This window comes from Auraticoccus monumenti (genome assembly GCF_900101785.1).
Classification (GTDB): domain Bacteria; phylum Actinomycetota; class Actinomycetes; order Propionibacteriales; family Propionibacteriaceae; genus Auraticoccus; species Auraticoccus monumenti.
In genome coordinates this window covers 2,405,511-2,428,948 of the sequence record NZ_LT629688.1, presented here as the reverse complement: position 1 = coordinate 2,428,948, position 23,438 = coordinate 2,405,511, and the positions used below count along the sequence as shown (strand labels likewise).

General features: G+C 73.5%; 22 protein-coding genes. 8 read left to right on the top strand and 14 right to left on the bottom strand.

Annotation, left to right across the window (positions count from 1 at the left end):
• Positions 1–142: 142 nt before the first annotated feature.
• Positions 143–949 carry a putative protein N(5)-glutamine methyltransferase gene (locus BLT52_RS11220; protein ID WP_090593552.1) on the top strand — a complete coding sequence of 269 codons (807 nt, stop codon included), beginning with the start codon at positions 143–145 and terminating at the stop codon, positions 947–949.
• A gap of 16 nt (positions 950–965) precedes the next feature.
• Here BLT52_RS11220 and BLT52_RS11215 read toward each other — a convergent pair whose 3' ends face one another.
• Positions 966–1,448, bottom strand: coding sequence for a YqeB family protein (locus tag BLT52_RS11215; protein WP_090593476.1), 483 nt, complete (start codon positions 1,446–1,448; stop codon positions 966–968).
• Positions 1,449–1,513: 65 nt separating this feature from the next.
• Between BLT52_RS11215 and BLT52_RS11210 the strand changes: the two genes are divergently transcribed.
• Complete coding sequence (locus tag BLT52_RS11210) at positions 1,514–2,077, top strand: TetR/AcrR family transcriptional regulator (protein ID WP_090593473.1); 564 nt, start codon at positions 1,514–1,516, stop codon at positions 2,075–2,077.
• Here BLT52_RS11210 and BLT52_RS11205 read toward each other — a convergent pair.
• The 9 genes from BLT52_RS11205 to BLT52_RS11160 all read right to left on the bottom strand — a co-directional run bounded on the left by BLT52_RS11205 (position 2,074) and on the right by BLT52_RS11160 (position 11,540).
• On the bottom strand, positions 2,074–2,445 hold the full coding sequence (locus BLT52_RS11205; RefSeq protein ID WP_090593470.1) for a hypothetical protein: 372 nt from the start codon (positions 2,443–2,445) through the stop codon (positions 2,074–2,076). The genes BLT52_RS11210 and BLT52_RS11205 overlap by 4 nt on opposite strands.
• The gene (locus tag BLT52_RS11200; RefSeq protein ID WP_090593467.1) at positions 2,442–3,197 is read right to left on the bottom strand and encodes an RDD family protein; all 756 of its coding nucleotides are present in this window, start codon (positions 3,195–3,197) and stop codon (positions 2,442–2,444) included. The genes BLT52_RS11205 and BLT52_RS11200 overlap by 4 nt, the downstream gene beginning before the upstream one ends.
• Before the next feature lie 10 nt (positions 3,198–3,207).
• Entirely contained in the window at positions 3,208–3,465 is a 258-nt protein-coding gene (locus tag BLT52_RS11195) for a hypothetical protein (protein ID WP_090593463.1), read from the bottom strand.
• Between the two features lie 9 nt (positions 3,466–3,474).
• A complete protein-coding gene (cobA, locus tag BLT52_RS11190; protein ID WP_090593460.1) occupies positions 3,475–4,731 on the bottom strand; it encodes a uroporphyrinogen-III C-methyltransferase in 1,257 nt (418 codons plus the stop codon).
• A 10-nt stretch (positions 4,732–4,741) separates the two neighbouring features.
• Entirely contained in the window at positions 4,742–6,151 is a 1,410-nt protein-coding gene (locus BLT52_RS11185) for a sulfate adenylyltransferase subunit 1 (RefSeq protein ID WP_090593457.1), read from the bottom strand.
• Entirely contained in the window at positions 6,151–7,080 is a 930-nt protein-coding gene (cysD, locus tag BLT52_RS11180; RefSeq protein ID WP_090593453.1) for a sulfate adenylyltransferase subunit CysD, read from the bottom strand. The genes BLT52_RS11185 and cysD overlap by 1 nt, the downstream gene beginning before the upstream one ends.
• Before the next feature lie 37 nt (positions 7,081–7,117).
• The gene (locus BLT52_RS11175; RefSeq protein WP_090593450.1) at positions 7,118–7,861 is read right to left on the bottom strand and encodes a phosphoadenylyl-sulfate reductase; all 744 of its coding nucleotides are present in this window, start codon (positions 7,859–7,861) and stop codon (positions 7,118–7,120) included.
• A gap of 196 nt (positions 7,862–8,057) precedes the next feature.
• Entirely contained in the window at positions 8,058–9,752 is a 1,695-nt protein-coding gene (locus BLT52_RS11165) for a nitrite/sulfite reductase (RefSeq protein ID WP_090593445.1), read from the bottom strand.
• Positions 9,753–10,661: 909 nt separating this feature from the next.
• Positions 10,662–11,540, bottom strand: a complete 879-nt coding sequence (locus tag BLT52_RS11160; RefSeq protein WP_157677084.1) for a hypothetical protein — start codon at positions 11,538–11,540, stop codon at positions 10,662–10,664.
• Positions 11,541–12,484: 944 nt separating this feature from the next.
• Between BLT52_RS11160 and BLT52_RS11155 the strand changes: the two genes are divergently transcribed.
• The gene (locus BLT52_RS11155; protein WP_090596630.1) at positions 12,485–13,156 is read left to right on the top strand and encodes an alpha/beta fold hydrolase; all 672 of its coding nucleotides are present in this window, start codon (positions 12,485–12,487) and stop codon (positions 13,154–13,156) included.
• A gap of 12 nt (positions 13,157–13,168) precedes the next feature.
• Here the strand turns inward: BLT52_RS11155 and BLT52_RS11150 are convergent, their stop codons facing one another.
• Positions 13,169–13,897, bottom strand: coding sequence for a GAF and ANTAR domain-containing protein (locus BLT52_RS11150; protein ID WP_090593441.1), 729 nt, complete (start codon positions 13,895–13,897; stop codon positions 13,169–13,171).
• A gap of 106 nt (positions 13,898–14,003) precedes the next feature.
• Positions 14,004–15,233 (bottom strand): 4-hydroxyphenylpyruvate dioxygenase, encoded by a 1,230-nt coding sequence (gene hppD / locus BLT52_RS11145; RefSeq protein WP_090593439.1) that lies wholly within the window; start codon positions 15,231–15,233, stop codon positions 14,004–14,006.
• A gap of 102 nt (positions 15,234–15,335) precedes the next feature.
• On the opposite strand from hppD, the gene BLT52_RS11140 reads away from it, so the two are divergent.
• The 5 genes from BLT52_RS11140 to BLT52_RS11120 all read left to right on the top strand — a co-directional run bounded on the left by BLT52_RS11140 (position 15,336) and on the right by BLT52_RS11120 (position 20,105).
• Positions 15,336–15,842: an Lrp/AsnC family transcriptional regulator gene (locus BLT52_RS11140; protein ID WP_231946270.1), complete on the top strand. Its 507-nt coding sequence runs from the start codon at positions 15,336–15,338 to the stop codon at positions 15,840–15,842.
• Between the two features lie 75 nt (positions 15,843–15,917).
• Entirely contained in the window at positions 15,918–17,072 is a 1,155-nt protein-coding gene (locus BLT52_RS11135) for a serine/threonine-protein kinase (RefSeq protein WP_090593436.1), read from the top strand.
• Between the two features lie 74 nt (positions 17,073–17,146).
• Complete coding sequence (locus tag BLT52_RS11130; RefSeq protein WP_090593433.1) at positions 17,147–18,271, top strand: cobalamin-independent methionine synthase II family protein; 1,125 nt, start codon at positions 17,147–17,149, stop codon at positions 18,269–18,271.
• A 191-nt stretch (positions 18,272–18,462) separates the two neighbouring features.
• Positions 18,463–19,482, top strand: a complete 1,020-nt coding sequence (locus BLT52_RS11125; RefSeq protein WP_231946269.1) for an NAD(P)-dependent alcohol dehydrogenase — start codon at positions 18,463–18,465, stop codon at positions 19,480–19,482.
• Between the two features lie 23 nt (positions 19,483–19,505).
• Positions 19,506–20,105, top strand: a complete 600-nt coding sequence (locus BLT52_RS11120) for a TetR/AcrR family transcriptional regulator (RefSeq protein ID WP_172804027.1) — start codon at positions 19,506–19,508, stop codon at positions 20,103–20,105.
• Between the two features lie 106 nt (positions 20,106–20,211).
• Here BLT52_RS11120 and BLT52_RS11115 read toward each other — a convergent pair whose 3' ends face one another.
• Together BLT52_RS11115 and BLT52_RS11110 are read right to left on the bottom strand one after the other, a co-directional pair.
• The gene (locus BLT52_RS11115; RefSeq protein ID WP_269457548.1) at positions 20,212–21,753 is read right to left on the bottom strand and encodes a sulfatase-like hydrolase/transferase; all 1,542 of its coding nucleotides are present in this window, start codon (positions 21,751–21,753) and stop codon (positions 20,212–20,214) included.
• On the bottom strand, positions 21,750–23,408 hold the full coding sequence (locus tag BLT52_RS11110) for an alpha-L-arabinofuranosidase C-terminal domain-containing protein (protein ID WP_231946268.1): 1,659 nt from the start codon (positions 23,406–23,408) through the stop codon (positions 21,750–21,752). Before BLT52_RS11110 ends, BLT52_RS11115 begins: the two co-directional genes overlap by 4 nt.
• Positions 23,409–23,438: the final 30 nt, after the last annotated feature.

Sequence of the window (23,438 nt, the reverse complement as noted above, 5' to 3'; positions counted from 1 at the left end):
GGCGGCTCCGCCACCTGGCTGACCCCAGTTCGCCACGAGCGGAGCCTACGACGACGCGGGACCAGGCGGGCCGGATCCGGACGGACCTCCCACCCCCGGGCGGACACCGTGCAGGAGACTGGTCACGATCTGAGGAGGTCAGGTGCTCGAGGTCCCCCCGGTGCTCGTCGACGTGCTGGCCACCCGTCTGCGTGAGGCCGGCTGCGTCTACGCCGAGGAGGAGGTCGAGGTGCTCCGGCAGTCCGCCCGGACCCGCTACCAGCTGCGGCAGATGGCTGAGGCCCGTGCCGAGGGCGTGCCGCTCGAGCACGTGGTCGGGTGGGCGGAGTTCGCCGGGCTGCGGATCCCGGTGGGGCCCGGGGTCTTCGTGCCCCGGCCCCGCACCGAGCACCTGGTGGCCGTCGCCGCCGGGCTGGCCCGGCCGCGCGACGTGGTGGTGGACCTCTGCTGCGGGTCCGGCGCGCTCGCCCGGGCGCTGCACGAGCGGGTGCCGGGGCTGGTGCTGCACGCCTCGGACGTCCTCCCCGCGGCCGTGCACTCCGCCCGGACCACCCTGGCCGGGATCGGCGAGGTCCACCTCGGCGACCTGTACGACGCCCTGCCCGGCGACCTGCGCGGCCGCGTCGACGTGCTGGTGGCCAACGTCCCCTACGTGCCCACCGCCGCGATCGCACTGATGCCGCGGGAGGCCCGCGAGCACGTCCCACCCGTGACCCTGGACGGCGGGACCGACGGGCTGGACGTGCTGCGCCGGGTCGCCGCGGACGCGCCGTCGTGGCTGGGCCCGGGCGGCCACCTGCTCAGCGAGGTCGCCGAGGACCAGGTGCAGCCGGCCCTGGAGGTGCTGCGCCGGGCCGGGCTGGACCCGCGGAGCAGCAGCGACGAGGAGCTGGACGCCTCCGTGGTCCTGGCCCGGCGCCCGGCCGACGACGTCCACGGCCCGCCGTGAGCGACGTGGCCTGGGGCTAGGTGGTCGACGTCGGCGTCGGCCAGTCGAACCGCCGCAGGGCCTCGCCCAGGGCGCCGACGTCCCCGCTGACCTTCTCGTGGGTCAGCTCCACGTCGGCGGCGTCCCGGACCACCAGGTGCCCCTCGTGCACCTCGACCTCGGCCACCTGGCTGCGGGCGAACCGCTGGCGCTGCGACCCCTGGGTGATGACCAGCTCGCGGGCGCTGACCGTCACGACCGGGTCGTCGGCGCTGCCGAACCAGCCGAGCAGGCCTCCCCCGACCAGGCCGACCAGCGGCAGCACCCACACCGGCACCGTGTCCTGGAGCACGCGCACCAGCTCGAGCGGGCCCTGGAAGGGCACCCAGGGCAGACCGAGCAGCAGGGCCGCCAACCAGGGCAGCAGCAGCCCCAGCAGCAGGCCGCCCGCCCCGAGGAGGGCCGCGGCGGCGGTCAGGTCGCTGGTGGTGGGGCCGATCCGGACGGGTGTGTCGGACATACCCCTAGTGAAACATCGATGTCCCATTGCGGGCAAGCATTGATCCGGTTGGTTACCGTGGGGGCATGGACGCCTCCCCCGCCGCGACCCGCACCCGTCGGGCCATCGTCGAGGCCGCCGTCGCCTGCTGGTCCGAGGACAGCTCGGCCAGCCTCGGTGAGGTGGCGGCCCGGGCGGGGGTCGGCCGCAGCACCCTGAACCGGCACTTCGCCGGGCGCGAGGAGCTGGTGGCGGCCGTCGACGAGGTCAGCCGCGAACGTCTGACGGCAGCCATCCGGGCAGCACGCCCGGAGGAGGGCACGGGTCTGGAGGCGCTGACCCGGATGGCCGTGGCGCTGCTGGAGCAGGAGGACGTCCTCGGGCTGGTCTTCGCCGACAACGCGCTGGTGGACCCCGACACCTGGGAGGACGAGCCGAGCCAGGACCCGCACGGCGTCCCGGCTCTGGTGGCCCGGGGACACCGGGACGGGACCATCGACCCGGGGCTGCCGGCTGAGTGGGTGGAGACCGTGCTCTGGACGTCGCTCTTCGCGGCCGTGCTGACCCTGCGCGGCGGCACCCGCACCCGCCACGAGGTGGGTGCCCTGCTCGCCCGCACGCTCGGGAGCGGGGTCGGCGGGGCGAGCTAGCTGCTCACCGGTCCGGGCCGGTCCTCCCCCACCGCGTCCGGCAGCGGGTCGGTCTCGAAACGCACCGCGGGGACGCTCGCGCGTCCCTCCAGCCAGGCCCGGGCCAGCCGGTGCCCGCCGTCCATCAGGGTGCCGTCGGCGGCCAGGATGATCGGGTGGCGGGGATCGACGTCGCGGATCCGGCGGGCGTGCTCGGCCACCTTGCGGATGGTGGGGGTGGAGTACTCGAACCAGCAGTCCTGGTCGAGCTCGGCGACGTCGGTCAGCGGCACCTGGTGCACGGGCAGGTCTGCGGCCAGCTCCCACAGCCGTCGGGTGCGGTACCAGTGCCGCTCGCCGTCGACCAGGCGGGAGTGCACCTCGCTCACCGCCGGCGCACCACCTGGGTGCGGGCCACCAGGTCGTGCAGCGCCTGCTTGCGGGGGTTGGTCAGCGGCAGCACGATGTCGACCACCCGCAGCACGAACAGCCAGGCACCCAGTGCGGGCAGCACCCACACCAGCGCCCTCAGCAGGGCCGGTCGCCAGCCCAGGCCGCCGGTGTGGCGGCCCTGGTCCACCGGGACGACCCGCAGCCCCACCACCATCTTGCCGGGGGTGGCCCCGCGCAGTCGCAGGAACAGGCCGTGCCAGGCCAGCCCGCACAGCAGCGCGATCACCGACACCGCGAGGGACTCGGTGATGGTCATCATCGTGCCCGGGTCGGGCTGCGGCGGCGGGGGCGCGCCACGGCGGGCGGCGTCCAGGCTGACGTCGAAGTAGCTGCGCAGGCTCTGCATGAAGTGGCCGAGGAAGGGGATCGAGAGCAGACCGGTGATGACCGTCAGCAGCACGCCGTCGATCGTGATGGCCAGCGCCCTGGCCCACCAGCCGGCCAGCGGGACCCCGTCGGCGGTCAGCGCCGGAGCACCGCGCCCGACCGGCTGCGGCGCCGGGTGCTGCTGCGGGTGGGCCCCCTGGGGCACGGGCGGCGGCCCGGAGCCCTCCCGGGTCTCGCGCGACCACTGCCAGCCGTCCCACCAGCGCTCGCGGCGGGGGTCCACCGGGTCGGGGTACCAGCCGCCGGGGGCGGCGTGCCGTCCGGGCGGGGGCTTGGGCGTGCCGACGGGGATGTCATTCACACCAGCGATCCTAGAGGCGGTCGACGACGTCCTTGGCCTCCGCCAGCCCGGCGCTGGTCTCCTGGCGGTAGGTCTTGATCGCCTCGATCCGCCTGCCGTCGGCCGCGAGCCGGCGCACGCGCTCGGAGACGACCGGGCCCTGCTGGAGCAGCGGGCCGGGGTCGAGCTCCGCGCGGCGGCACAGCTCCTGCACGACGGCCTCGAGCTGGTTCACCCGGCTCCGCAGCCTCTCGACCTCACGACGGTCCGCCCAGTCCAGGAATGCCATGGCGGCAGGCTAGCCGCGGCTGGGTCCGGACGTGCCGGTCCTCCGGGTCAGGGGGACGGCGGCGACGTCGCCGATCACCACCACCGCGGGGTTGGTGACGCCGCGGGCGGACGCCGCCGCGGCCAGCTCGCCGAGGGTGGCGTGGGTGGTGCGCTGCTCCGGCGTCCAGCCGCGCTCGACCACCGCGGCGGCGGTGCCGGGGGGACGTCCGGCGGCCACCAGGGCGGTGCAGATCTCCTCCAGGTGCCCGACCGCCATCAGCAGCACCACGGTGGCGTCGGTGACCTGCAGCAGGGACCCGAGCCCGGCGGCCCCGGCGTGCCCGGAGGCCACCACGAAGGAGGTGCTGACCCCGCGGTGGGTGACTGGGATGCCGGCCGCGGCGGGCACGGAGACCGCCGACGTGATGCCCGGCACGACCTCCACCTCGACGCCGTGGGCCAGGCAGTGCTCGACCTCCTCACCACCGCGGCCGAGCACGAACGGGTCACCGCCCTTGAGCCGGACGACCTGACGACCGGCGAGCGCGTGCTCGACCAGCACCTCGTGGATGCGGTCCTGGATGGTGCCGTGGCGGCCGGGGCTCTTGCCGACGTCGACCACCTCGACCTCGGGCGACAGCGACGCGAGGTGCTCGGCGGTGCCGAGCCGGTCGGTGACCACGACGTCGGCGGCGGCCAGCAGGGCCCGGCCGCGGACGCTGATCAGCCCGGCGTCACCGGGCCCGGCCCCGACCAGCCACACCTTGCCCGGACGTCCGCCGGCCCCGGTCCGCCGGCGCCGGACCGGCAGCACGCCGGAGTCCAGGCCCGCCAGCACGGCGTCGCGGACGGCCACGGCGCGGCGCGGGTCGGCGTCGCCGCTGACCGCGACCACGATCCCCTCCGCGGGACTCCCATCCGCACCCCGGGCCACGGCCGGGCGGTGCAGCGGGGACGCTGCGGCGTCGTCGGCGCGCAGGCACCAGACCCGTGTCTCCTCCGCGGCGGCGGCCACCTCGGCGTCCACCGTCCCGGTGGCCGTCAGCACCAGCCAGGCCGGCGCGGGACGGAGCAGGTCCTCGGGCGCGAAGGGGCGCCGGTGCAGGACCAGCGCGCCGGCGTCGGCCAGCCGCTGCAGCGCGTCGTCCACCTCAGGGGCCACCACCTCGACCAGCGCGCCGGCGGCCAACAGGTCCGGGACGCGCCGGGAGGAGACCGTGCCGGCCCCGACCACGAGCACGCGCCGGCCCTCCAGCCGGACGCCGAGCAGGTAGGGCTGGGCCACGGCGATCAGCTCAGATCAGCCACGAGTCGGCGTCCACGAGGTCGCCGGTCAGGGTGATCAGGCCGGCGGCCAGGGTGGACCCGTCCACCGGGTCGACGAGCAGGAACGAGCCGGTCCGGCGGGCGGCGGCGTAGTCGTCCACCGCGACCGGGCGGGCCAGCCGCACCCGGATGCCGCCGATGCCGTTGAGCGGCAGCTCGGCGGGGGCCGGGCCGCGCTCCAGGGTGGTCATGTCGAGGGTGTCGACGAGGTCGGTGACCAGGCCCTTCACCGTGGCCGTGCCCACCCGGACCAGCACCATGTCGCGGACGCGGAGCGGCTTGCTGGACAGGACGGCCACGGTGGCGTCGAGGTCCTTGACCTCGGTGGCCGGACGCTCGGCGGTGGCCAGCAGGTCCCCGCGGGCGATGTCGAGGTCGTCGGCGAGCCGGAGCACCACCGACTGGGGGGCGTGCGCGCGCTGGTGCTCGGTGGGCTCGCCGGGACGCCCGACGCGGTCGATGCCGACGACGGTGCTGCTGAAGCCCTCGGGCTGGACCTGGATCCGGTCGCCGACGGAGACCACACCGCTGGTGATCCGGCCGGCGTAGCCGCGGTAGTCCGGGTGCTCGGGGGTCTGCGGGCGGATGACGTACTGCACCGGCATCCGGAACGCCTCGTCCGAGGGGTCGACGGTGACGTCGACGGTCTCCAGGTGCTGCAGCAGCGTCGGCCCGTCGTACCAGGGCGTGTGGACCGAGCGGGTCACCACGTTGTCGCCCATCAGCGCCGAGATCGGCACCGCGGTGACGGCGCTGATGCCGACGTGGCCGGCCATCGCGGTGAAGTCGGCCACGATGGCGTCGAAGACCTGCTGGTCGAAGTCGACCAGGTCCATCTTGTTGACCACCAGGGCGACGTGGCGCAGCCCCAGCAGGCCGGTGACGGCGAGGTGGCGGCGGGTCTGCTCCAGCACGCCGTGGCGGGCGTCGACCAGGATCAGCGCCAGCTCGGCGGTGGAGGCGCCGGTCACCATGTTGCGGGTGTACTGCACGTGGCCGGGGGTGTCGGCCAGGATGTAGGAGCGGCCCGGGGTGGAGAAGTAGCGGTAGGCGACGTCGATGGTGATGCCCTGCTCGCGCTCGGCCCGCAGCCCGTCGGTGAGCAGCGCCAGGTCCGGGTGCTGCAGACCGCGCTCCCGGCTGACCCGCTCGACCGCGGCCAGCTGGTCGGCCAGCACCGACTTGGTGTCGTAGAGCAGGCGTCCCACCAGGGTGGACTTCCCGTCGTCCACGCTGCCGGCCGTGGCCAGCCGGAGCAGGTCGCGGTTCGCCTCGGGGTCGACCAGCCGGGCGTCGCCCTCGCTCAGCGCGGACAGGTCCGCGGAGCTGGCGTGCTGGTCGGGGCCGAGGACCTCGGCGTCGGTGGTGCGCGTGGTCATCAGAAGTAGCCTTCCTTCTTGCGGTCCTCCATGGCGGCCTCGCTCATCCGGTCGTCGGCCCGGGTCGCGCCGCGCTCGGTGAGCCGGGAGCCGGCGACCTCGAGGATCACGGCGTCCACGGTGGCGGCGTCGGAGTCGACCGCCCCGGTGCAGGACATGTCGCCCACGGTGCGGTAGCGCACCAGCCGGGTCTCGGTGGTCTCGTCGGCGCGGGGGCCGCCCCACTCCCCCGGCGTCAGCCACATGCCGTCGCGCTGGAACACCTCGCGCTGGTGGGCGTAGTAGAGGCTGGGCAGCGCGATCCGCTCCCGCGCGATGTAGCGCCAGACGTCGAGCTCGGTCCAGTTCGAGAGCGGGAACACCCGGACGTGCTCGCCGGGGGCGTGCCGGCCGTTGTACAGCTCCCACAGCTCGGGGCGCTGGCGGCGGGGGTCCCAGGCGCCGAACGCGTCGCGGAGGCTGAACACGCGCTCCTTGGCCCGGGCCTTCTCCTCGTCACGGCGCCCGCCACCGAAGACGGCGTCGAACTTGCCGGCGGTGATCGCGTCCAGCAGCGGCTTGGTCTGCAGCGGGTTGCGGGTGCCGTCGGGGCGCTCGGCGAGGCGGCCGTCGTCGATGTAGTCCTGCACGCTGGCCACCACCAGCCGCAGGCCGAGCCGCTCCACCGTCTCGTCGCGGTAGCGCAGCACCTCGTCGAAGTTGTGGCCGGTGTCGACGTGCAGCAGCGCGAACGGCACCGCGGCCGGGGCGAAGGCCTTCACCGCCAGGTGCAGCATCACCACCGAGTCCTTGCCCCCGGAGAAGAGCAGCACGGGGCGCTCGAACTCCCCGGCGACCTCGCGGAAGATGTGGATGGACTCGGACTCGAGGTCGTCGAGGTGGTCCAGGCGGTGCTCGGCGGCGCTGGCCGGGGTCTCGGTGGTGGTCACGGTTCCTGCCTCGTGGTCGGGTCGGGTGCGTGGACGGTCACGTGTGCAGACCGCACTCGGTCTTGGCCTGCCCGGCCCAGCGGCCGGCGCGGGCGTCCTCGCCGGGGGCGACCGGCCGGGTGCACGGGGCGCAGCCGATCGAGGCGTAGCCCTGCTGCCGCAGCGGGTTGAGGTGGACGTCGTAGTGGAAGACGTAGGTCTCCAGGTCCTCGTCGTCCCAGGCCGCCAGCGGGTTGATCTTCACCATCTGTCGCTTCTCGTCGAAGGACACCACCTCGATGTCGGTGCGGGTGGGGGCGTCGACGCGCCGCATCCCGGTGATCCAAGCGGTGCGTCCGGCCACGGCCTGGTTCAGCTGCTCGACCTTGCGGTTCCCGCAGCAGCGCTCCGGGCTCCAGTCCTGCAGCGCGGCCTCCCGCTCGGCGAGGCTCTGCAGCGGCGCGATGGTGCGGATGCTGACGGGGGTGCTGGTGGCGTAGTGGTCGCGGGTGGCCAGCGTCTCGGGGAAGTGGTAGCCGGTGTCGATGAAGAAGACGTCGGCCTCGCCGATGGTGCGGCCGACGAGGTCGACCAGGGCCTCGTCCCCCATCGAGGAGGCGGTGGTGAGGCCGTCGCCGAAGGTGTTGTGAGCCCAGCGCAGCACCGCCTCGGACAGCTCCACCTTGGACAGGTAGTCGGTCCCCTCGCCGTGGGCGGCCACCAGCGCGGCGCCGTCGCGGGCGGCCTCGCGCAGCCGTGGGACGTCCCAGGCGGTGCTCGTGGTCGTGGTCGGTGCGCTCATCACGACTCTCCTCTCTCAGGCCCCGGTCCGGGAGGACGCGGGTGCCGGTCGATCCCGTGCAGGGTCACGCTGAAGACGCGTGCACAGGCGGAACAGCGGTAACCGGTGCTGTGTTCCTCGCTGGGGCGGAGGTCCTCCTCCCCGCAGTACGGGCAGTGGAAGACCGGGCTGCGCCCTACGGGCGTCCCGGTCGTGCTCATCGCAGCTCGTCCTCGTCGACCCGGCGGGCCCAGGAGGCGAAGGACTCCGGGGACCCGGCGGGGGTGGCGACGCGCTGCTCGGTGTAGCGGGTGGCCACCCGCTCCACGTAGTCGGTCAGCTCGTCGGCGGTGATCTTGAGCCCGCGGGTCTTCCGGCTGAGCCCGGCCTCGGCGCCCAGGGAGCCACCGAGGTGGACCTGGAAGCCCTCGACGGACTCCCCCGCCTCGTTCGTGACGACCATGCCCTTGAGGCCGATGTCGGCGATCTGGGTGCGGGCGCAGGAGTTCGGGCAGCCGTTGACGTGCATGGTCAGCGGGGCGTCGAAGGTGGGCAGCCGCTCCTCCAGCTCGGCCACCACCTGGGCGGCGCGGGCCTTGGTCTCGACGATGGCCAGCTTGCAGTACTCGAGACCGGTGCAGGCCATCACGCCGCGACGGAACTCGCTCGGCCGGGGCTGCAGCCCGAGGGCCTCCAGCCCGGCGACCACCGTCTCGACGTGCTCGTCGGGGACGTCCAGCACCAGCAGCTTCTGGTGCGGGGTGAGCCGGACCCGTCCGCTGGCGTGGGTCTCGGCGAGGTCGGCGACCGCGTGCAGGATGTCGCCGCTGACCCGGCCACCGACCAGGGCGGTGCCGATCCAGCTGAGCCCGTCCTTCTGGCGGTGGATCCCGACGTGGTCGTAGCGACGCCCGCCCAGGACCACCGGCGGGCCGTCGGGGAGGGCGCGTCCGAGGTAGTCGTCCTGGAGCACCTGGCGGAACTTCTCCGGGCCCCAGTCCGCCATCAGGAACTTCAGCCGTGCCCGGTTGCGGAGACGGCGGTAGCCGTGGTCGCGGAAGATACCGATCACGCCGGCCCAGACCTCGGGGACGTCCTCCAGCGAGACCCAGGCGCCGAGCCGCTGCCCCAGCATCGGGTTGGTGGACAGCCCGCCCCCGACCCAGAGGTCGAAACCGGGTCCGTGCTCGGGGTGGACCACGCCGACGAAGGAGACGTCGTTGATCTCGTGACCGATGTCGGGCAGGCCGGAGATGGCGGTCTTGAACTTGCGCGGCAGGTTCGAGAACTGCGGGTCACCGATGTAGCGCTCGAGGATGGCCTCGATGGCGGGCGTGCCGTCGATCACCTCGTCGGCGGCGATGCCGGCCACCGGGGAGCCGAGGATGACGCGGGGGGTGTCACCGCAGGCCTCGGTGGAGCTGAGCCCGACGGCTTCCAGGCGGCGCCAGATCTCCGGCATCGCCTCGACCTCGACCCAGTGCAGCTGGATGTTCTGACGGTCGGAGATGTCGGCCGTGCCGCGGGCGAAGTCGTTGCTGACCGAGGCGATGGCGCGCAGCTGCTCCAGGCTCAGCGCGCCGCCGTCGGAGCGGACCCGCAGCATGAAGTAGCGGTCGTCCAGCTCCTCCGGGGCCAGGGTGGCGGTCTTCCCGCCGTCGATCCCGGGCTTGCGCTGGGTGTAGAGACCCCACCAGCGCATCCGGCCACGGAGGTCGTCACCGGGGATGGAGTCGAAGCCGTCCTTGGCGTAGACCTCCTCGATCCGCTGCCGGACGTTCAGCCCGTCGTCGGCCTGCTTGAAGACCTCGTTGGGGTTGAGCGGGGTGCGGTCGCCGTCGGCCCAGGCCCCGGTGGCCTTCTGGGCACGCGCGGGCTTGCGGGGCGTGCGGGCGGGCTGCGTGTCGGTCACGTCGACCTCTCGTCGGCTGCGGTGCGCAGCGTGGTGCGGGCGTTCACGGGCTTGGCGGGAGGAACAGCGGGAGCGGGGAGGATGTTCCCGACGCTCAGGCCGACGCCAGACAGAGCGCGCTGCTGGTACGCAGCAGGTCCACGTGGTGCCGCACGGTCAGGGCACCGCGGGCAGGCTGGGCTCCGGTCACCGCGTCAGTGTGCGGGACGGCGGTGACGTAGGTCTGCCTCAGTCCAGAGTGTGGGCGGGCGTCGCCCGTCCTTCGCCCCTTGCTTGCCGCCGTGGCGACTCGCCCCGAGAGGTCGTCAGCTCCGGCGTCGACCCGACACCACCAGGCGAGTCGCCGCCCCGAACCGGCGTCCGGACGGAGAAGGGGCCCTGCTTGGACGTCCGGGCGGCGGGCGGCGAGTCGTCTCGAGATGTCGTCACCTCCGGCGGCGACCCGACACCACCAGGCGACTCGCCTCCCCGGTGCGTCCTTTTGGGCCGTGGGAGGGTCCAGCTCGGGCAGCTCGGGCGAGGGGTCGTGACTCTCCGCGGTCCGGATCGACGTGCGGACCGGGAGGGCCTCGCTGCCTGGACGTGCGGGCGCAGGCGGCGAGCCGGCCCCTGGATGTCGTCCCTTCGTCGTCAGCCGCGGGGCTGAGGCCGGACGTCCGCCGCAAGGTGGCGAGTCGCCCATAGGTGTCGTCCCCGCCGGTCTGAAGCCGACACCAACAGGCGACTCGCCACCACATAACCCTTCGGGGAATCGGGAGGGTCCTGCCCGGGTGGGTTCGGGGAGGGGTGGCGAGTCGCCTCTCGGTGTCGTCATCTCCGGACTCGAGGCGACGAAAGGGGGCGAGTCGCCGTCTCGGTGGGTGTGGCTGGAGCAGGTCGCGGGAACTGTAGGCGACGTGGCGCGGGAGGTCAGGTGCGGGGGGCGGGACGGCGGGTGCGGTGGGTGGCGGGGCCTGGCCAGCCCCGCTCGCGCAGGGCTCGGTCGAGACGGTCGAGGAAATCAGCCGGGGCCGAGAGGTGGTGCTGTCCCGCGCGGAGCACCCGCCAGTGGTGGTCGGCGACCCGGTCCAGCCGGTCGATGTCGCGGCGGAACTGGACGTCGTCGGTGCGGTGCTGGCCGCCGTCGTACTCCGCACCCACCCGGTACTCCTCCCAGGCCAGGTCGAGCCGGGCGAGGAACTCCCCTTCCCGGTCGAGCAGGACGTGGTTCACGGTGGGCATCGGGAACCCCGCGCCGATCAGCAGCAGGCGCAGCTCGGTCTCCTTGACCGAGTCCGTCCCGGGCACCACCTGGTCCAGCGCGAGCCGCAGCCTCTGCGAACCCCGGCGCAGGGGACGACGCGCCAGGGCTGCGGCCAGCTGGTCAGGGGTGGCGAGCGGCCGCTCCCGGCGCACGAGCTGGTCACCCAGGACGACGAGCTCGGGGACGGTGAGGACGCCGGCGAGCTCGGCCCAGGCGTCCGCCGGGGTGACCACCCGGACGTCCAGGTGGCGGATGACGCGCACCACCCCCGGAGCCACCTGACTGCCCACGACGTCCCGGCCCCGTCGTCGACCACCGCCGCCCGTCAGCCACGCGACGTGGATGCTCGGGTCCCGCTCGAGCCGGCGCGGCAGCCACAACCGGTACAGCCGCGCGGCGCTCGCCCCGGTGAAGAAGGCCTCCGGCGACATGGTGAGCGCGAAAGCCCGCAGCCGGTCGACGTCGTCGAGCTCGACATCGGCCGACGCCCGCACCCCACGAAACGGCGCCACCAGGTCGCTGCGTCGGAGCCGGTTACTGGACAACCCCTCTTGGAGGCCGTCCGCGACCGTGAACGAGCGCCCTCGAAGTCGGTCGGGCAGGGGTGATGGTGTCGTCGGCACGTCCCCACCATCGCGACCCGACGCCCGACTCGCCCTCTCATCCACACCCACCCACTCGCCACCTCGACTTATCCACCGATCCAGATCGCCGATGGCGGCGAGTGGCCTCGAGTCGTCGCCCCAAGACGTCCCCAGGCAACACATGACGGCCAGTCGCCACCCAGACGCCCTCGGCCAGCGGCCGCAATCCAGACCGCCGACGCGGCGAGTGACCCCGAGTCGTCGCCTCGAGACGTCCTCAGGCCAGACACCTGCAGCCAGTCGCCACGGGGCCGACGCCCCGGGCCGGCGAAACGCCATCCGGGATGCCGATGGAGGCGAGTGGCCCCGAGACGTCGCCCCAAGACGTCCCCAGACGACGCAAGAGGGCCAGTCGCCACCCGACGCCCCCGGGCCGACCGAGCTCGACCCTGGACGCCGATAGCGGCGAGTGGCCCCAAGTCGCCGGCTCGAGACCCCTCCAGGCGACACATAGCCGCCAGTCGCCACTCGCGCTAGGGCCGGCGGAACGTGACCCAGAACACCGATAGCGGCGAGTGGCCCCGAGACGTCGCCTCGAGACATCTCCAGACGACGCAAGAGGGCGCAGTCGCCACCCGGACGCCCTGGGCCGACCGAGCTCGATCCTGGACGCCGATGACGGCGAGTGGCCCGCTGTGGTCGCGTCGACGCCCAAGAGGCGACATGTCGGGGCGAGTCGTCCCCCTGACCGACCTGGGGTGCGGGGAGCGGGCGGGAGCGGGAGGACGGGGCGGGGCGATGAGCTGGGGTCCTGGGGTGGGTCTGACGGGTATGACGAGAACCGGGCAGCTCCACGAGGATGCCGACGTCGCCGCGGGCGCCTGGCGCGGCGGGGAGGGGTGACCATGGCGACCTTCGCACTGATCCACGGCGGCGGATCGACCTCCTGGGACTGGCACCGCGTGATCCCCCTGCTCGAGCGGGCCGGGCACGCTGCGGTGGCCGTGGACCTGCCGACCGAGGACGCGACCAGCACCCTCGACGACTACGTGCAGACGGTGGTGGACGCGGTCGGCGACCGGGAGCACGTCATCGTCGTGGGTCACTCCCTCGGCGGGTTCACCGCCCCGTTGGCCTGCGAGGCCCTGCGCGCCGAGGGGCTGGTGTACCTGGCCGCCATGATCCCGGTGCCCGGTGAGACCTTCGGCGAGTGGTGGGCGAACACGGGCCACGACCGGGAGACGATCGACGACGACCCGGCGGTCTCGTTCTTCAACGGGGTTCCCGAGTCGCTGGCCGCCGAGGCCCGCTCGCACGAGCGGGGCCAGACGGGTGCCTGGTTCTCCAGCCCGTGGCCGGCCGACCACCACCCCGCGGTCCCCACCAGGGGGATCCTGGGCAAGGACGACCAGTTCTTCCCCGCCCCCTTCATGAGACGGCAGATCCGCGACCGACTGGGCACCGAGGCGGTCGAGGTCGACGGCGGTCACTACCTCGCGCTGTCCGAGCCGGAGGCCGTGGCGACGGCGCTGATCGCCTTCGCCGAGGAGGTCGTCGGGGAACGCGGTGACCCCTGACGGACCGGGCCCTCAGCAGTCCAGGACGTCCGACGTGGTGACCTCCCGGGAGATCAGCTGCTGGCCGAGCCGGTCGATGCTGAGGTCGTGGGTGAGCGCGTACCCGCGCAGCACGGCGAGGGCGTCGTCGCTGGACAGGTCGGTGGCGGCCATCAGGCCGGCTACGGCCCGCCAGACCTCGACCCTGGTCCGGTGGCGCTCGCCGTCACCGGTCAGCGCCTCGGAACGCTCGACCTCCTCGGGCCCGGCGGGCGCGCTCAGCAGGGCCTCCCCGACCTGCGCGCCGATCCCCTCGTTGACCACCTCCAGGGGTGGCAGGTCGGTGAAGCTGGACCGTCGGGTGTAGATGCTGAGCGCCGCGAAGATGCCCTCCTCGCCCCCCAGCGGGAGGACCACCACGGCCCGCAGCGACGTCTGCGCCACGAGCTGCTCGTGGTAGACGGGCCAGTCCCGCGACAACCCGGCCTGGTCCACGAGCACGGGACTGCCGCGGCGGGCGGCGTCCAGACAGGGCCCGTCCCCCAGGGTGGCCTGGATCAGCTCCGCGCGCATCACCTCGTCGCTGCTGGCTCCCAGCGGCACCGGCAGCTGCGCGCCGAACAGCGTCACCCCGGCACCGGAGGCGCAGCCGAGGCTGCGGACCGCCGCCCGGGTGAGCTCGGTCGGCGTCACCCCGCCGTTCGACGAGCCGGGCTCACGGCCGAGCTCGCGCTGGAACACCTGACCGAGGTCGCTCAGCATCCTTCTTCCCCTTCGTCCGAACCCTGCGTTCGGATCCAATTCTGGATGAGGGGCGAGACGACGGCGGCAGCGGGTCCGACAGGCGTCGGAGGAGCCCGGAAGGAGCTCAGAGGTTCCCGCGGCGCTCCTGCTCGCGCTCGATCGCCTCGAAGAGAGCCTTGAAGTTGCCCTTGCCGAATCCGAGCGAGCCGTGCCGCTCGATCAGCTCGAAGAAGACGGTGGGACGGTCGCCCAGCGGCTTGGTGAAGATCTGCAGCAGGTAGCCGTCCTCGTCGCGGTCGACCAGGATGCCGCGGGACTGCAGCTCCTCGATCGGCACCCGGACGTTGCCGATCCGGGCCCGCAGCCTGGGGTCGGTGTAGTAGGTCCCGGGGGTGTCCAGGAACTCCACGCCCTCGGCGCGCATCTGGTCCACGGCGGTGAGGATGTCGTTCGTGGCCAGGGCCAGGTGCTGGGCGCCGGGGCCGTCGTAGAACTCCAGGAACTCGTCGATCTGGGACCTCCGACTCGCCACCGCCGGCTCGTTCAGCGGGAACTTGACCCGGTGGTTGCCGTTGGCCACCACCTTGCTCATCAGCGCGGAGTAGTCGGTGGCGATGTCGTCTCCGATGAACTCGGCCATGTTGGTGAAGCCCATCACCTCGTTGTAGAAGCGCACCCACTGGTCCATCTGGCCCAGCTCGACGTTGCCGACCACGTGGTCCAGCGCCTGGAAGATCCGCCTCGGGGAACCCTCCCGGGGCCGGTAGGTGGAGGTGCGGGCCACGTAGCCCGGCAGGTAGGGACCGGTGTAGCGGCTGCGGTCCACCAGGGTGTGCACGGTGTCGCCGTAGGCGGCGATGGTCGCGGTGCGGACGGTGCCGTGCTCGTCGCCGAGGTCGTGCGGCTCGGTCAGCACCACCGCACCCACCGAACGGGCGTGGCGGATGCAGGCGTCGACGTCGGGCACCTCCAGGCTGATGTCGGAGACGCCGTCGCCGTGGCGGCGGTGGTGCTCCAGCAGCGGGCTGGTCGGGGCCACCCCGCCGGAGACGACGAACCGGCAGGAGCCGCTGCGCAGCACGTAGCTGACGTGCTCGCGCTGCCCCGTCTCCGGGCCGGCGTAGGCCTCCAGCCGCATCCCGAAGGCCGCCTGGTAGTGCTTGGCGGTCTGGGTGGCGTTGCCGACCACCCAGTGCACCGCGTCCCAGCCCGTCACCGGGAAGACGTCGCCGGCGGCGTCGTAGTCGACCAGCCCCACCAGCTGGCGCAGCTGGTCCGCGCTGAGGTCGGCCAGCCTCTCGTCGGCGGTGAGGGACTCGGTGAGCACGTCGGTGGGCTGCGCGGTGTCGGTCATGCTGCCAGTGCAGTGCGCCTCGTCATCTTGTGCAACAGTCAGCGGAGATGGTGGGCAAGCTGTCCACCACCGTCGACCGACCGTCCTCACCGTGGAGGCAACGTGACCACCCGACGACGCTCCCCCGCCGAGCACACCGTCCTGGACGACCTGGACCGCCGGCTGCTCGCCCTGTTCGCCCGGCACCCGCGGCTCGGCGTGCTGGAGGCCAGCCGGCAGCTCAAGGTGGCCCGCGGCACCGTCCAGGCCCGGCTGGACCGGCTCACCTCGCGCGGGGTGATCAGCGGCTGGGGCCCGGAGGTCGACCCGCAGGCGCTCGGCTTCTCGGTGACGGCCTTCATCAGCCTGGAGATCGACCAGGCGCTGCGGGACCGCATCACCGAGCACCTGGCGCGGATCCCGCAGGTGCTGGAGTGCTGGACGGTCACCGGCAACGGGGACCTGTGGTGCCGGGTGGTGGCCCGCAGCAACGCCGACCTGCAGGACGTCATCAACGTGCTGGTGGCCGACCCCGGCATCCGGCGCACCTCCACCGTGATCGGGCTGAGCTCGGAGATCGCGCTGCGCACCCAGCCGCTGGTCCAGCACACCGGCCGCGAGCGGTCCTGAGCCCGGCCCGCCTGCCATGATGGGCGCCGGACCTGGAGGGCCGGCCCGCCGGCCGGCGGGCGGGAGGGGGCGGACGTGGAGCGGATCGGGCGCTACGGGCTGACCCGACGCCTCGGCGCGGGCTCCTTCGCCACCGTCTGGCAGGGCCGCGACGAGGAGCTGGACGTCGACGTGGCCGTCAAGGTGCTGGCCGACAACTGGTCGGCCAACGACGACGTCCGCGGCCGCTTCCTGGCCGAGGCCCGGCTGATGCGCCGGATCCGTGACCACAGGATCGTCCGGGTCTACGACATCGGGACGCTGCCCGACGGCCGCCCCTACTTCGTGATGGACCTGGCCACCGGCGGCTCCCTGGAGGACCTGCGGCGCCGGCGGGTCGGCCCCACCCTGGCGCTGCACCTCAGCTCCGAGGCCGCCCGCTGCCTGCACGTCCTGCACGAGCACGACGTGATCCACCGCGACGTCACCCCGGGCAACCTGCTGCTGGACGGGGACCCGCTGGCCGGTGGCCACGTGGTCCTGGCCGACCTGGGCGTGGCCAAGGAGATGGTGGTCGATAAGGGCTCCACCATGACCGCGGGCACCCCGGCCCACATGGCCCTGGAGCAGGCCACCGGTCACGGCATCCTGGACCGGCGCGCGGACGTCTACTCGCTGGCCTCGGTCTGCTTCACCCTGATCACCGGCGAGCCGCCCTACCCCGTGCGGACGCTGGCCGACCTGCTCTCCCGCGACCCGCACGCCGCCCCGCCGCCGGTGGCCGCCTCGATCGGGGCACCCCCGGAGCTGGACCACCTGCTGGCCGCCGCCCTGTCCCCCGTCCCCGGACGCCGCCCGCCGACCGCGGCGGTGCTGGCCGACGAGCTGGACGGCATCGTGGCCCGGATGGGTGGGGTCCGGCTGGCCCCACCGCAGCCCGCACCCGACGACGCCACCGTGCTGCGTCCCAGCGGACCCGGCTGGTCGGTGCCCTCACCCGGCTCGGCCCCGCCGCAGCCGCAGCGGCCGGGAGCCGTCCCGCTCTACACCCCGACCTCGATCCCGCCGCGTCAGCCGGCGCCGGGTCCGGCCTACCGGCAGTCCACCCCGCCGACGCTGACCACACCCACCGTGCCGACGCCCCCCGCGCCGCGTCCCCGGCGCTCACCGGCGTTCGCGCTCTTCGTGACGGTGGTGTCGCTGCTGACGTTCGTGCTGGCGCTGTCGGTCACCGTCATCGCCCTCGGCTGAGCGGGGCGGGCCTGCGCTAGCCTCGGCCGCCAGCGCCGTCCCACCGGGTGACCGGTGACCACCCAGGAGCCCCGATGCCGCCGATCCTCACCACCCACGTCGGTTCACTGCCCCGCAACGCCGAGGTGACCGAGCTGCTGCTCGCCGCCGAGGCCGGGGAGCCGGTCGACCCGGACCGCTTCGACGCCGTGCTGGGCGCGGCCGTGGACACCTCCGTCGCCCAGCAGGTGGAGGCCGGGATCGACCTGGTCTCGGACGGGGAGATGGCCAAGATCAGCTACGCCACCTACATCAAGGACCGGATCTCCGGCTTCGACGGCGACAGCCCGCGACGCGCACCGGCGGACCTGGAGGACTACCCCGGGTTCCTGCAGCGGCAGGCCTCCGGCGGGGGCACCCCCAGCTACCGCCGGCCCCGCTGCGTCGCCGCCGTCGCCCCCGTGACCCTGGCCCCGCTGCACCACGACCTGCGACGCTTCGAGGCCGCCCGCACCCGGCACCAGGTCTCCGGCGGCTTCATGAACGCCGCCTCGCCGGGGGTGATCGCGCTGTTCCAGCCCAACGACTTCTACCCCGACGACGACGCCTACCTGGAGGCGCTGGCCGAGGCCATGCGGCCGGAGTACGAGGCGGTCGTGGCGGCCGGGCTGGCGCTCCAGCTGGACAGCCCGGACCTGGGGCTGGGCCGGCACATGATGTACAAGGACCGTCCCGAGGAGGAGTACCTGCGGCGGATCGGGCGCCACGTCGAGGTGCTGAACCACGCCCTGCGCCACGTCCCGGCCGAGCAGGTGCGGATGCACGTGTGCTGGGGCAACTACGAGGGGCCGCACCACCGCGACGTCGAGATGGCCACGATCCTGCCGACGCTGCTGCGGGCCAAGCCGGCCGGTCTCCTGTTCGAGACCGCCAACCCGCGGCACCAGCACGACGTCGAGGCCTTCGCCGAGCTGGCCGGGCAGCTGCCCGAGGACAAGGTGCTGATCCCGGGCTGCCTGGACACCACCACCAACTTCATCGAGCACCCGCGGGTGGTGGCGCGACGGATCCGCGAGTTCACCGACCTGGTCGGGGTGGACCGGGTGATCGCGGGCACCGACTGCGGCTTCTCCACCTTCGCCGGCTTCGGCGCGGTGGACCCCGACATCGTCTGGGCCAAGCTGCGCACCCTGGCCGAGGGCGCCGCGCTGGTCGGCTGACCGATCCGACGTCGGCCGGGGCGCGTCCGGCGGTCGTCGGCCTACCCACGGAAATCGCGGGCGGACGGACCCGGCAGCCACCCCCGCCAGGGCGACCCGGGCCCACCTCCTCCTTTCGATACGGTACCGTAGCGTTTCGTAAGCCCGCGGCACTCCGCCGCGGACCCGAGGACGAGAGCGAGGACGGCGGCATGAGGCAGATCGAGGCGATGGCTGTGGACCGACCCGGGGCCGGGTTCCGCCCCCACCACTACGAGTCGGGACCGCTGGGCCCGGACGAGGTGGACGTGCAGGTCACCCACGCGGGGGTCTGCCACTCCGACATCGGGATGATCGACGACGAGTACGGCATCAGCCGCTACCCCGTGGTCGCCGGGCACGAGTCCGTCGGCGTGGTGGTCGGCCTGGGCAGCGCGGTCGACTCGTCCCAGCTCCGGCTCGGCGACCGGGTGGGGGTCGGGCCGATCGCCGGGTCGTGCATGCGGTGCGTCTGGTGCCGTTCGGGGAGGACCCAGCTGTGCGCGAGCAGGGACGACACCGTGATGCGGGGTGACCGGGGCGGGTTCGCCAGCCACGTCCGGGCCAGCAGCTGGCAGCACGTCTACCGCATCCCCGACGAGATCACCTCCGCCGAGGCGGCGCCGCTGCTGTGCGCGGGGTCGACGGTGTTCGCCCCGCTGCTGCGTCACGGCGTGCGCCCGGTCGACCGGGTCGCCGTGGTGGGCATCGGCGGGCTGGGGCACCTCGCGATCCAGTTCATGTCGCGGTGGGGCTGCCACGTCACGGCCGTCTCGGGGTCGGCGGGCAAGGAGGAGGCCGCGCTCGCGCTGGGCGCCTCGGCCTTCCTGAACAGCCGGGACGAGGGCGCCCTCGGGTGGGTCCGGGGGACGTTCGACCTGATCCTGTCCACGGTGTCGGCCGACCTGCCGTGGGACCAGTACGTCGACGCGCTGAGGCCGGGCGGGACGCTGAGCATCGTGGGCCTGCCGGCCGCGGCGATCAGCGTGTCCCCGATGAGCCTGCTGCCGCAGGCCAAGGTCGTGGCCGGAGGAGTCCCCGGGAGCATCGAGGACAACCGGGCGATGCTCGACTTCGCCGCGCGGCACGGGGTGCGACCGGTCGTCGAGATCCACTCCGCCGGCGACGCCGACCGCGCGCTGCGGAGCGTCCGCGAGGGCACCGCCCGCTACCGGGCCGTCATCGAGATGTGAGCGAGCCGGTAGCGTCTCCTCCCGTGCTGACCGGCCGACCGCGCGACCCCCGACGTGACGAGGCGATCCTCGCCGCGACCCGGGAGCTGCTGGCCGAACGGGGCTACGAGGGCTTCTCCATCGAGGCCGTCGCCGAGCGCTCCGGGACCGCCAAGTCCAGCGTCTACCGCCGCTGGAGCGGCAAGCGGGAGCTCGTGCTCGCCGCGATGGACGCCTACGTCGGGCGGGTGGCCGCCCCGGAGCCGACCGCGTCCCTGCGCGAGGACCTGCTGGCGCACTGCCGCGGCGTGGCCGAGACGCTGGAGGGGTTCGACGGGAGGCTGACCATCGGGCTGATGCAGGCCAAGTCCTCCGACGCCGCGCTGGCCGCCGAGCTGGACCTGCGCTACCCCAGCACGGGTCACCTCGCCCCCGAGGTGCTGCTCCGCGCCGTCGACCGCGGCGAGCTCGCCGAGGGCGCCGACACCGCGATCGTGGACGAGGTGGCGTCCTCGATGCTGCTTGCGCGGCTGCTGCGCGGGCTGCCCTTCGACGAGGTCTTCCTCGCCCACGTCGTCGACGACGTGGTGGTGCCCGCGCTCCTGCACGCGCACCACGCCCCCGGCGGCGGGACCGCTCGCTGACGGTGACGGCACGGTCGACCGCGAGGAACCCGGCGAGGACGCCCTGCGGCTGATCGGTGCGGTGGTGCGGGGCGGGGCGAGCCTCCACATCGCCCCGCCCGCGTGCTCAGGGTCCGGCGTCGGACCCAGCGGCGTGCCTACCGTTCTCGAAGGAGCTCATGGTCGAGTCGTAGTCGGCCTCCCCCACGTCGTACATCGGCGTCATCCAGTGGGCGAAGTTGTCGCCCCGGTCGCGGAGCTGCCGGTAGAGCTCGTGCATCAGGGCGTGCTCCACCTCCGCCAGCGCGGGGTCCCCCACCCGGTTGACCAGCTCGTCGGGGTCCTGCACCAGGTCGTAGAGCTCGTTGACCGACTCGGGGTTGACCACCAGCTTGTGGGTGCGGGTCCGCAGCATCCGCTGCGGGTAGGGGAAGTGGTGCCCGTGGTACTCCGCCAGCAGCGTCGGGGACCACGGCACCCGCTCCCCGCGCACCAGCGGCAGCAGGGACCGGCTGTCCACCGCCGGAGCCGTCGGCAGCCCGGCCAGGTCGAGGATGGTGGCGGTGAAGTCGGTCAGGCTGACCAGCTCCTCGCGCACCTGCGGCGGCTGTCCGGGCACCGCGACGATCCCCGGGATCCGGTAGATGTCGTCGTACATGGCCGGCCCCTTGTCGTGCAGCCGGTGGGCGCCGGTGAACTCCCCGTGGTCGGCGGTGAACAGGACGCTGGTCGTGTCCGTCAGCCCGAGCCGCTCCAGGGCGTCCAGGAGGCGACCGATCTCCAGGTCGATCATGGCGACGTAGCCCCAGTAGCTGGCGATCAGCTGGCGGCTGGTGGCCTCGCCCAGGGTGTCGTGGGTCCACAGACCGGAGTAGTTGCGCTGCACCGGGGGCTTGTTCTCGAAGGTCTCCGCCACCGAGGCCGGCAGCTCGATCTCGTCGGGGTCGTAGCGGTCGTACCACTCGTCGGGGAGGATGTAGGGCAGGTGCGGGCCGAAGAAGTGGGTGGCCAGGAAGAACGGCGCCTCCCCCCGCGTCCCCTCGCCGCTGGCGAAGCGCTCCATCATCTCGATGCTCCGGGTGACCAGGTAGTGCTCGAAGGTGGCCTCGAGGGGCTGGTGCAGCCGGGCCGCCAGCAGGTTCCCCTCCCCGCCGTTCGGCGTCGTGCCGCGGACGAGGTCGCTGATCCGGTAGGGCGGCAGGTCGCGCTCCGCCAGGTAGGCGAGGTAGTCCGGGTGGTCCACCGGGTTGTGCCAGCCCTCGAAGTGCGGGCCCTCGAAGCCGTAGCTGGCGGCGTCGCGCCGCACGCCCCCGTGCCACTTGCCCACCAGACCCAGGTTCCAGCCCGCCGCCGACAGCGCCTCGGGGAAGGTGAACTGGTCGTCGGCCAGGTCCTCCATGTAGCCCACGTTGCGCTCGTAGTTGGCCAGCAGCTTGTGCCGGAACGGGGCGGCCCCGGTCAGCAGGCTGGCTCGGGCGGGGGTGCAGATGGCGGTCGGGGTGAAGCAGTCGGAGAACCGGGTCCCCGAGGCGGCCAGCCGGTCCAGGTGCGGCGTCTCCACCACCGTGTTGCCGTGGCAGCCCAGGGTGGTGACGGTGTGCTGGTCTGTCATCAGGAAGAGGATGTTGGTGGGCCCGGTCCGCTCAGGGCTGCCCGCGGCGCGCGTCACAGCGCCACCTCCAGCACCGTCACCGAGTGGGCCGGGAAGGTGCACCCTCCGGTCAGGGAGACCTCGCGGGGTGCGGAGAGCGCGATCCGCTCGGGGTCCTGCAGCGTGTTGTGGGCGAAGAGGTCGGACTCCCCCGCCCCCAGGTCGCGCACCACCGCGGTCGCGGGCAGGCGACGACCGGTGAGGTGCAGCTCCGCGGTCAGGTCCCGGTCCGCGGAGCGGTTGACCACGCTGAGGTAGAGGGTGCCGTGATCCTCGTCGGTGGTGGCGGAGACGTCGAGCAGCGAGACGGTGGCGGGCCGGTGGAGGTAGCCCCCCTCCGCGTGCTCGGCTCCCTGCCGGACCTGCTGCTGCCGCGCCGGGGCCTCGAGCCGGGTGGGGAGGGCGACCCTCCCGGTGTGGTTCTGGTAGAGGTCCCAGACGTGGTAGGTCGGCGTCCGCACCAGCCCGCCCGGACGCACCGCGAGCAGCCCGTTGGCGTTGACCAGGTTGACGGTGTTGGCCATCCCCACCGGCACCGGCAGCGAGGCCGCCCGGTGCATGGCGTGGAACACCCCGGAGTAGAAGAGGGCGTCGGCGAGGGTGCGGGGGCTGTAGCGGTTGACCCGGTGACGCCGCACCGCCCCCTCCGCCGAGACCGCGGTGCCGGCTCCGGTGCCGGCCGGGTCGCGCGGGGCGATGCCGCCGTCCTCCCCGGGCTGTGGCTCCGGCCAGTCCGCCGGTTCGTGGTGGCGGATGTTCCACTCGTCCAGGGCGATGGCCAGCGGTCGCTCGTGCCCGGCCTCCCGCTGGAACCGACGGAGCTGGGAGGCGCAGTCCTGCACGGCGGCCTCGAACCAGACGGGCTGGGCCACGACGGCCTCGAACTCCTCGCGCGTGGGCGTGGTCAGGTGCTCCGCACCGCCGTACAGGTGGAGCGAGACGTGGTCGACGACGTCGCCCAGCCCCTGGACCACCGCGCGGTTCCACCGCGGGTCCTGGTCCCCCACCGCCACGAAGGACAGCCCGGGGTCCACCAGGTTCATGAAGCGGGCGTGCTCGCGGGCGTCGGCCACGTACTGCTCCACCGGACGGTGCCCCATCTGCCACGGGCCGTAGACCTCGTTGCCCAGACCCCACCAGCGCACGCCGGCCGGCTCGGTGATCCCGTCGGCGGTCCGGCGGCGGGTCATCTCGGTGTCGCCGGCGTAGTTGGTGTACTCCACCCAGCGGACCGCGTCCTCCACCGAGCGGGCGCTGTGGGCCAGGTAGGGCCGTGTCCCCACCGCCGCGCACCAGGCCAGGAACTCCGGGGTGCCGAACCGGTTGCTCTCCTCCGACCCCCAGGCCAGCTCGAGCCGCCGGGGACGCTCGTCGCGGGGGCCCGTGCCGTCGGTCCACCAGTAGGCGGAGGTGAAGTTGCCCCCGGGCCAGCGCACCACCGGCAGGCCCAGCTCGCGGCAGGCGTCGATGACGTCGCGGCGGCAGCCCTGGAGAGGTCCGGGCGCGGTCACCGAGAGCGGTGACCCCTCGTCGAGCACCCCGCCCTCGATGTTGCCGAAGAAGGCCGACTCCAGGAAGTGGCCGTACACCTCGTCGCGGATCCGGGCCGGCACGGCGGTGTCGGTGCTGCGGTCGTCGACGGTGATCAGGGCGTCGGGTGCGGTCGGGGGCACGTGGGGCTCCTAGTCAGGGGGTGGGTGGTG